This window comes from Trebonia sp. (assembly GCF_030042015.1).
Classification (GTDB): Bacteria; Actinomycetota; Actinomycetes; order Streptosporangiales; family Streptosporangiaceae; genus Trebonia.
The window spans coordinates 1-7,306 of sequence record NZ_JASIAL010000484.1 but is presented as its reverse complement, the minus strand read 5'-3'; the positions used below and the strand labels follow the sequence as shown (position 1 = coordinate 7,306).

Sequence of the window (7,306 nt, the reverse complement as noted above, 5' to 3'; positions counted from 1 at the left end):
GCGGCGGGCGGTGAACTCGGCGATCCCGGCCAGCTCCAGGTACTCCGCCCGGTTCTGCAACCGGCGGCTGGCTGACACCAGCCCCAGCAGCTCATCATCGGACAGCCCCGGCAGCCCGGCCGCGGCGTTCTCCGCCAGCGCCGCCAGCAGCGGCCCCGGCCGCAGCGCATCCGCGGTCTTGTCCTGCGCGAACCCCTCCCCGCCCAGGCCGTCCGGGCCGGCCATCGCGGCCAGCACCGCCGGGTCCACGTCGGCGGCCTCGCCCAGGGTGACCATGACCGCCGGGGCGGCGGGGTCCTCATCCGGCACCGGGATCCGGCCGGCGTTTACTTCGTCCAGGAACCGGGCCAGGTCCGCGTCCGCGTCCCAGTCCTCCCCGCCGCGCGCCGGGTCCGCGGGCAGCGGCGGCTGCTCGCCGCCGGGCTGTCCGGGGCCGGGGATGGGGGCGGCTGCCATGGGACGGTTCTCCGTTCGGATAAGTAGGCGATGCTTCAGCCTGATACGAACACTATACCGTACCCCTGCGACAAATCCGCGCCGCTGGAAGCACGTTTTCCAAGATCCTTTTCGAATGATTTTCGTACGAGGCCTCACCGGGGCTGTTAGCGTGTGCGGAATGGCTGACACCTCGGAGCGGCGGATCGCGCCGGTCGTGATCGGGAGCCTGGACTTCGTGTGGTCGCGGATAAGCGACCGCGTCGCCGGGCTGACCGCGGATGAGTACCTGTGGGAGCCGGCGCCCGACTGCTGGTCGGTCAGGCCATCAGTCGCTGGCGCGTGGCGACCGTCCGCAGGCGGAGCCGTCACCTCCCCCGGTGACGACGATCGCGTGGCGGCTGTGGCACATCGGCGTCGAGTGCCTGGCCGGGTTCACCGCGCGCGCCTTTGGCCCCTATCCGCTGCGGGTTCGCGGGCGGGAGTGGTACGCCGAGCCGGAGGCGGCGCTTGCCGCTGTCAGCCAAGCGTGGCAGGCGTTCCGGACCGGTCTCGCGGAGCTGGGCGAAGAAGGAATGTGGCGCCAGCTGGGGCCGGACTGGGGTCCGTACGCCACCGAGCCTCGGGCGTCGCTCGCGTTGCACGTCCAGGACGAGCTCTCACATCACGGCGCCGAGGTCGCGCTGTTGCGCGACCTCTACCTGCGCCGCGCGGGCTGAGCGTCAGCTCAGGGGTGGTCAGTGCTTGACGTGAGCCGATCTGGGCGCAGGGACCTCGCGCCGGCCGCCGTGGGCGGGGCCGCGGGAGTCGCCGGAATCCCCGTCGTCGCCTGGGGTGATCACCATCCCGGCCGCGTCATAGACGGTGGCGCCAGCGGCCCGCAGGGCGGCGCGGCTGGCCTTGTAGTGGTGGCCGCACAGCAGAAGGTCCGCCGCGAAAGGATGTCCTGGGCCCGGCGGCATGATGACCGTGACCACCGGCCGTGCCGGACAGCAGCAGGCACGGTCGACGAGGGTAAGCGGCTTGCCCGGCCCCGGCAGCTCTTCAGCGAGCCAGACGGGGTCGGCATCGCTCGGGTGCGCGAACAAACTCTTCATGTGACAACCATGTCAAAAGCCGCGAGACGCGGTTAGGGCCAGAAGTCCTGTCACAGGCGGTCCAGCGGCTCAGCGGAGGGGCGGTCGCTCCGAGGCGGCAGGGGCTGAGTTCGCGGCGCATCGGGCAGCGCATCGGGCGGCGGACCGGAAGCCGCACCGGGCGGCGGACCGGGCGGATCGGGAGACAGCGCCTGTGAGGGCGCGCTGGACTCAGCGGGGTCCAGACGGCCGGCCGTGACGTCGGCGGCGACGTCGGTGAGCTTGCGGTTGTGGTCCCTGGCGTAGCCGCGCAGCACGGCGAAAGCGTCCTCCACGGTGACGTGCAGCCGCTCGGCCAGGAAACCCTTGGCCTGCTCGATCAGGATGCGGCTGTTCAGGGCGGTCTGGAGCTGCTCGGCGATGACCTCGCTGCGGGCCATGGCACGCTGGTGCACGATCCCGATCGTCGCGGCGTCGGCGAGCGCCTGGCCGAGCGCGGCCGTGTCGGCGTCCAGCGACGCGTGTTCGGCACAGAACACGTTCAGCGCACCGAGCCGCTGGTCGCGAAGCCGCATAGGCAGCGCGTACACCCCGGTGAACCCGGCGGCGATCGCGGCGGCGGCGAACCGCGGCCAGCGCGGGCCCGCACTCGCAAGCTCGGTGCATTGCACCGCGCGGCCGCCGAGGTAGGCCTCGAGGCTGGGACCCTCGGGGTTCTGCAGCTGGGACAGTTCAAGCAGCCGGGCCTGCTCGGTGGAGGCGGCGACCAGGTTCAGGACGCCGTGGTGGTCGGCGAGCATGACCCCGCAGGCGCTGACCCCGAGCAGCTCGGTGCAGCGGACGGCGAGCCGCGCCAGGAAGTCGATGACGTCGAAGTCGGTCACCAGGGTGTCGGTCAGTTCTATAAATGCCTCCCGCACCCGCCGGTCCGTGCCAGCCATCACTCCTCCTCTCCGTTCCGCTCGCCGAAATGCTGACCGGAATGCTGACCGGTGTTCCCGCCGGGATGCTCGGCGTCGCCTTGCGGGCGGCCGGGGCGTGGCGGGTCTGCGTCCAGGCGTACCCGGCGGGCCAGTACGTCGGCGGCCAGGTCGGTGACCTGGCGACCGCGGGTGTACGCGTGGGCGCGCAGCGCGGCCAGTGCGTCGGACATGCTGACCCCGAGCTGCGCGGCCACCATGCCGGTGGCCTGGTGCACCTGGGCGCGGCGCGTGCTGAGCGCGGCATCGGCCAGGCCCTCCGGGCCGGAGGCGATCCCGCCGCGCTCATCGAGCGCGAGCACAAGCACCGCGTCGGCGAACACCAGGCCGTCGGCCAGCTCCTGCGAATCCAGCATCCCGGCCTGCAGCCGGTATACCCCCAGCACCCCGATCAGCGCAGCGCCGACTGCCACAGGGAAGGCGAACATCCCGCGTACGCCGCGGCCCGCCGCCGCGGGGGCGAACGCCGGCCACCGGCGCTGCGCGTCCGCCCAGGTGATATCGGGCACGAGGACCGGGCCGCGCCCGGCGACGGCGTCGACGCACGGTCCCTGCCCGAGCGTGAATTGCAGCTCTTCCAGCTCTTCTGCGGCGGGGGCGCTGGCCAGCACCGGCTCCCGCGGCGCGCCGTGACGGACCACGGACAGTCCCGCTCCCGCCGCGGCCAGCCCGTCGGCGCAGGCGATGACCGCATGCCGAAGTGATACCGCCGCGCCCTCTTGCCGGGCGCACGCGCTGATCGCCGCCCACACCTGGGCACTGCGCGCCTGCTCCACGCACACCACCCTCCTCATCCCTATCCCAGCACACCCCCGGGTGCGGGAACAGGGACGTTCAGCCCGCAGCAGGCCGCCGCCGCGGCTTTGCCTTCCACGGCGGGGTGGTGCGGGATAGTCAAGGCCGTCGCGCGCGGTCCCCATAACCGGCGGCTGGAATCCGTCACCTGGACCAGGTGTCGCGATCGTATATCGATCGCGGTACCGTCTGGCCCCGCCCCGGCGGGGGCCAGCACGGTCAGCATGAGGCGCCGCAGGTCCTTGATCGCCTCATCGAGTTCGCCGACGGCGTGGCGCAGCCGCTGCGCGGCGGGGGCCGCCCCGTCGCCGGCGAGCGCAAGCGCGAAGTGCAGATCAAGGCCGGCGGAGAACAACCGGTTCACGATCGCCTGGCCGAGCGCGCCGGCGTCGTTGTCCTGCCCGGGGTCCGGTGCTGGCAGGGATGAAGGGTGCGAACCGGCAGCCTGAGCCGGATCAGCCTGCGGAGAATCTGTCATAACGGGTTACCGGAGCCTTCCTTCCTGCCTGACGCCGCGACGATGGCGTGCCGTCAGGGTCCGGAACAGCTCCGCCCGGCCCGCCGCGCTCCAAGCGCGGGCGGGCCGTACCGTCCAAGAGTAAAACCGGCGGCAGCCGGCTGCCTAGACGGTCGGGACTGGGCGCCGAAACTTTCAGCGCCGCCACCGCCACCAGCGCTGCCGCCAGCACCGACAGCCAGCCAGCCGGCCGTCAGCTGAACGGCGTGCGCGGCCGCCGCTGGAGCTCGCCGTCGAGGTAGACGTCCACCTTCTCGTCGTAGAAGCACGCCAGGCCGGCGACCTTCTGGCTTTCTGGCAGCGGCGCCCGGTAGATCCACACGAGGTCGGCATGCACGCCCTGACCGGTGTCCACCGACCAGTACGCTGCCGTGCCCTTGTAGGGGCAGTGCGTCTGGGTGTCCGAAGGGCGGAGCAACTCCGTGCGGACGTCGGACAGCGGCAGGTAGTAGCGCGGCGGCAGGCCGGTCTCGAACAGGATGTGCGGCCGGGTGGAGTCGGCCACGGTGACGCCGTCCACTTCGACGCGGACATGCCGGGAGCTGGCGAGGATGTCCACCCGCTTGTACGGGTCCCGCGGATGGGTGTAGACCGGCTCGTCCTCTTCCAGCCATTCGTCCATCGCGGCCCAGTCGAACCGGACGAGGTCGCGCAGCGCCTCAAGCGGGGACTCGGCGTAGCGCTTGGCCGCGCTCTCGGCGGTCGCGCCCGCCACCGCGACATCGAAGATCTCGGCCTCGCCGCGGCTCGGCGAGTGCTCGGTCTTACCGGTCGGCACGAGCTGCGCGGCAACGTCCGCGAGCGGCATGTAGTACGCGGGGTAGTACGGGTTTTCCCACACCAGGACGGGATGCCGGGTGTCGGCGACCGGCCGTCCGGCCAGGTAACAGCGCACCCGCTTGGCGCCGTGCTCAACCCGCACCGCGCCTCGTGAGTTCTCCTGCATGGCAGCCTCCGTTTCCACGCTACCCGCAGGCTGCCGGAACCGGAACCGGCACGACCCGCGACCCCGTGCCGTGACGGACGGGCTCGGAGTAGTAGAGCAGGCCGCCGTCCACGCCGAGGAGCCGGCCTTGCGCGGGGCTGGTGATCGGGAGCGGCGAAAGCCTGCGCCCGGTGTCCGGGTCAGCGCAGAAGTCCCTTTGCGGCCCGCCGGCCTCGTTCTCCGTCACCCACAGCACGCCGTCGGCGACCCGCACGCTCAGGTCGTTGGGCGAGGGGATCGACGGCATCGCGCGGACGGTCATCGTCGCGGTGGACAGCAGCTCGGCGAAGGCCGACGACCCGCCGACCTCCGTGATCCAGACGCCGGAGTCGGGGAAGCCGTCGATCGAGGCGTTTTCGGCGAAGACCGGGTGCGCGGCGAGCAGCGCGCCGGTGTCCGGATTCCGCCGCTGGACCGCGCCGGTGACCCCCTGCTCGCTGTCGACGAGGACCGAGCCGTCCGCGGTCGCGCCCACGTCAGACCGGTACGCCCCCGGCAGCCGAACGTCGGCGGTCGTCTCTACCGACGAGGGCGATACCCGCAGCAGCTGGTCCGCGCCGTCCAGCCACAGCCAGCCGCCCGCGTAGGCCACGTGCGCGCCGCCAGCGTACTGCTCGTCGCTGAACCGCAGCCCGCCGGTCACCATGAGCGTGGCCGGGCCCAGGCGCAGCAGGAACTCGCCGAGTGCGGTCGAGTCGGTGACCCACAGCCAGCCGTCGGCGAACAGCGGGGCGCCGACCAGCCCAGGGCTGAACGCGTTCCTTGCCGTGATCGCGCCGGTCCGCACGTCGATCCGCGCCAGCACCATCCTGGGCAACCCTGGGCCGGCCGGCGATGCGTACCAGCTCAGGTACACGGCGCCGCCGGTTACCGTCAGCGCTGGGTTCTCGCCGGGGATCGCGCCGAAGACCCCCGAGGCGGCTGCCGCCGAGCTGGGCGCCGTCGGCGTGCGCGCGGGCCCCGTCGCGCATCCCGCCGCACAGAGCAGCATCGCCGTGCACACCAGCACCGCCGCGAAGGCTGCTCGGGCCGGCCGGACTCCCATACCCCTTAGACAAATGGGCGGAGCCCGCGGTTGCAGCGGGCAGGTGCGCGGGTAAATCTGTTGATTACTGGGGGAGAAGATGATAGTGGCGATCGTTGGCGCCGGACGGCTAGCGGAGGGGATAGCCGTCAGGACCCTGGCGGGCGGGCACAAGCTGCGGCTCACCGACAGCGAGCAGGGCAAGGCCGAAGCGCTCGCGGCCAGCCTGGCGGCCAGGACAGGGCCGGACGCGGGCGGCGCCCCGCTCGAGGTGACCGTGGCCGGGACGGCGGAGGCGATCGCGGGCACCGACGTCATCGTGCTCGCGCTGCCGTACCCGGAAGGGCGGCAGGTGGCCCGCGACCAGGGCGCGGCGCTGTCGGGGATGACCCTGGTCGACACCTGCAACCCGGTCGACTTCTCCACGTTCGACTGCCTCCTCACCAGCCCGGGGATGTCCGCCGCCGAGGAGATCGCGGAGATCAACCCGGCGGCGCGCGTGGTCAAGGCCTTCAACACGACGTTCGCGGCGGCCCTGATGGCGGGGCAGGTCTGCGGCCTTCCCGTCGACGTGTTCCTGGCCGGCGACGACCCGGACGCCAAGGACAAGGTGGCCGCCCTGGTGCGGGACGGCGGGATGCGGCCGATCGACACCGGCCCGCTGCGCCGCGCGCGCGAACTCGAGGCGTTCCAGCTGCTGCACATGACACTGCAGGGGCCGCTGGGGCTGGACTGGAGCAGCATGATCAAGCTGCTGCCCTTACTTCGGTTCCGCGGGATCCTTATCCCGAACGGACAGTGGCGCCTCTTCCCGCCCGGCCCGCCTGTTCCTGACGGCGCCGGCCGCCTGGCAATTAGCCCGCGCCTACGTCCACGGTCACCACAGCCACCCCAGGCACCGCGTGTACCAGCGCCGGGCGTGCCGAGCGTGATCCGGAAGACTTTTCGTACCTGTAGCGGTGCCGGCCGCATAGCCGCGGCTCGGGCCCGTGCGGTCGCGGCTCCTGGCACGCGATTACGATGGTGAGCGATGACCGAACGCAAGCCGCAGGGGATGAGCTTCACCTCGTGGATCGACCAGCAGGTCGCTGACGCCGAACGGCGCGGGGTGTTCGACAACCTGCCGGGCGCCGGCCTCCCGCTTGAGCTCAAGCGGGACACCGAAGCGGACTACGGCCAGGCCTGGATGCGCGACTACGCCCGCCGCGAGGGAGTGCCGCCTGAGGAGTTCCTGCCCGCCCCGCTGCGGCTGCGCAGGGAGTCCGAGCGGCTGGCCGAGACCGTCGGGGAGCTGCCCTCGGAGGAGGCGGTGCGCGAGGTGGTCGCGGACCTCAACCGGCGCATCCTGCGGTGGCGGCGGATCCCTGTCGGCCCGCCGGTCTTCGTCCGGCTGGTGAACAAGGACGAGATCGTGGCCCGCTGGCGGGCGGCACAGGCCGCCAACCGCCCGCGGCCGCCGGCGGCCGCGGGCCCGCCCGCGGAGCCGCCCCTGGA

At 72.3% G+C, this 7,306-nt stretch carries 10 protein-coding genes; 3 read left to right on the top strand and 7 right to left on the bottom strand.

The features are described 5' to 3' along the window. The coding region (locus Q1N79_RS25795; RefSeq protein WP_300613341.1) for a hypothetical protein at nt 1–456 on the bottom strand (456 nt) is incomplete at its 3' end. 260 nt (nt 457–716) lie between these two features. On the opposite strand from Q1N79_RS25795, the gene Q1N79_RS25790 reads away from it, so the two are divergent. Beyond that, nucleotides 717–1,154, top strand: coding sequence for a DinB family protein (locus tag Q1N79_RS25790; RefSeq protein WP_300613339.1), 438 nt, complete (start codon nt 717–719; stop codon nt 1,152–1,154). Nucleotides 1,155–1,172: 18 nt separating this feature from the next. On the opposite strand, the gene Q1N79_RS25785 is transcribed toward Q1N79_RS25790, so the two are convergent. From Q1N79_RS25785 to Q1N79_RS25760, 6 genes are all read right to left on the bottom strand, one after another. After that, complete coding sequence (locus Q1N79_RS25785) at nt 1,173–1,532, bottom strand: hypothetical protein (protein ID WP_300613337.1); 360 nt, start codon at nt 1,530–1,532, stop codon at nt 1,173–1,175. A 50-nt stretch (nt 1,533–1,582) separates the two neighbouring features. Then, nucleotides 1,583–2,452, bottom strand: coding sequence for a GAF and ANTAR domain-containing protein (locus Q1N79_RS25780; protein WP_300613335.1), 870 nt, complete (start codon nt 2,450–2,452; stop codon nt 1,583–1,585). Then, entirely contained in the window at nt 2,452–3,267 is an 816-nt protein-coding gene (locus Q1N79_RS25775; RefSeq protein ID WP_300613333.1) for a GAF and ANTAR domain-containing protein, read from the bottom strand. Before Q1N79_RS25775 ends, Q1N79_RS25780 begins: the two co-directional genes overlap by 1 nt. 20 nt (nt 3,268–3,287) lie before the next feature. Next, nucleotides 3,288–3,764, bottom strand: a complete 477-nt coding sequence (locus Q1N79_RS25770; protein ID WP_300613331.1) for a hypothetical protein — start codon at nt 3,762–3,764, stop codon at nt 3,288–3,290. 232 nt (nt 3,765–3,996) lie between these two features. Then, the gene (locus Q1N79_RS25765) at nt 3,997–4,767 is read right to left on the bottom strand and encodes a DUF427 domain-containing protein (RefSeq protein WP_300613329.1); all 771 of its coding nucleotides are present in this window, start codon (nt 4,765–4,767) and stop codon (nt 3,997–3,999) included. A 1-nt stretch (nt 4,768) separates the two neighbouring features. Next, nucleotides 4,769–5,833: a hypothetical protein gene (locus tag Q1N79_RS25760; RefSeq protein WP_300613328.1), complete on the bottom strand. Its 1,065-nt coding sequence runs from the start codon at nt 5,831–5,833 to the stop codon at nt 4,769–4,771. 85 nt (nt 5,834–5,918) lie between these two features. Between Q1N79_RS25760 and Q1N79_RS25755 the strand changes: the two genes are divergently transcribed. After that, a complete protein-coding gene (locus Q1N79_RS25755; protein ID WP_300613326.1) occupies nt 5,919–6,839 on the top strand; it encodes an NAD(P)-binding domain-containing protein in 921 nt (306 codons plus the stop codon). Between the two features lie 3 nt (nt 6,840–6,842). After that, nucleotides 6,843–7,306 (top strand): DUF1992 domain-containing protein (locus Q1N79_RS25750; RefSeq protein ID WP_300613324.1); only part of this gene is annotated, 464 nt, incomplete at its 3' end.

Excerpts from the sequence above, each read along its gene's own strand:
- Q1N79_RS25790 (WP_300613339.1), top strand. The coding sequence starts at position 717 with ATGAGTACCTGTGGGAGCCGGCGCCCGACTGCTGGTCGGTCAGGCCAT.
- Q1N79_RS25785 (WP_300613337.1), bottom strand. The coding sequence starts at position 1,532 with ATGAAGAGTTTGTTCGCGCACCCGAGCGATGCCGACCCCGTCTGGCTC.
- Q1N79_RS25780 (WP_300613335.1), bottom strand. The coding sequence starts at position 2,452 with ATGGCTGGCACGGACCGGCGGGTGCGGGAGGCATTTATAGAACTGACC.
- Q1N79_RS25770 (WP_300613331.1), bottom strand. The coding sequence starts at position 3,764 with ATGACAGATTCTCCGCAGGCTGATCCGGCTCAGGCTGCCGGTTCGCAC.
- Q1N79_RS25760 (WP_300613328.1), bottom strand. The coding sequence starts at position 5,833 with ATGGGAGTCCGGCCGGCCCGAGCAGCCTTCGCGGCGGTGCTGGTGTGC.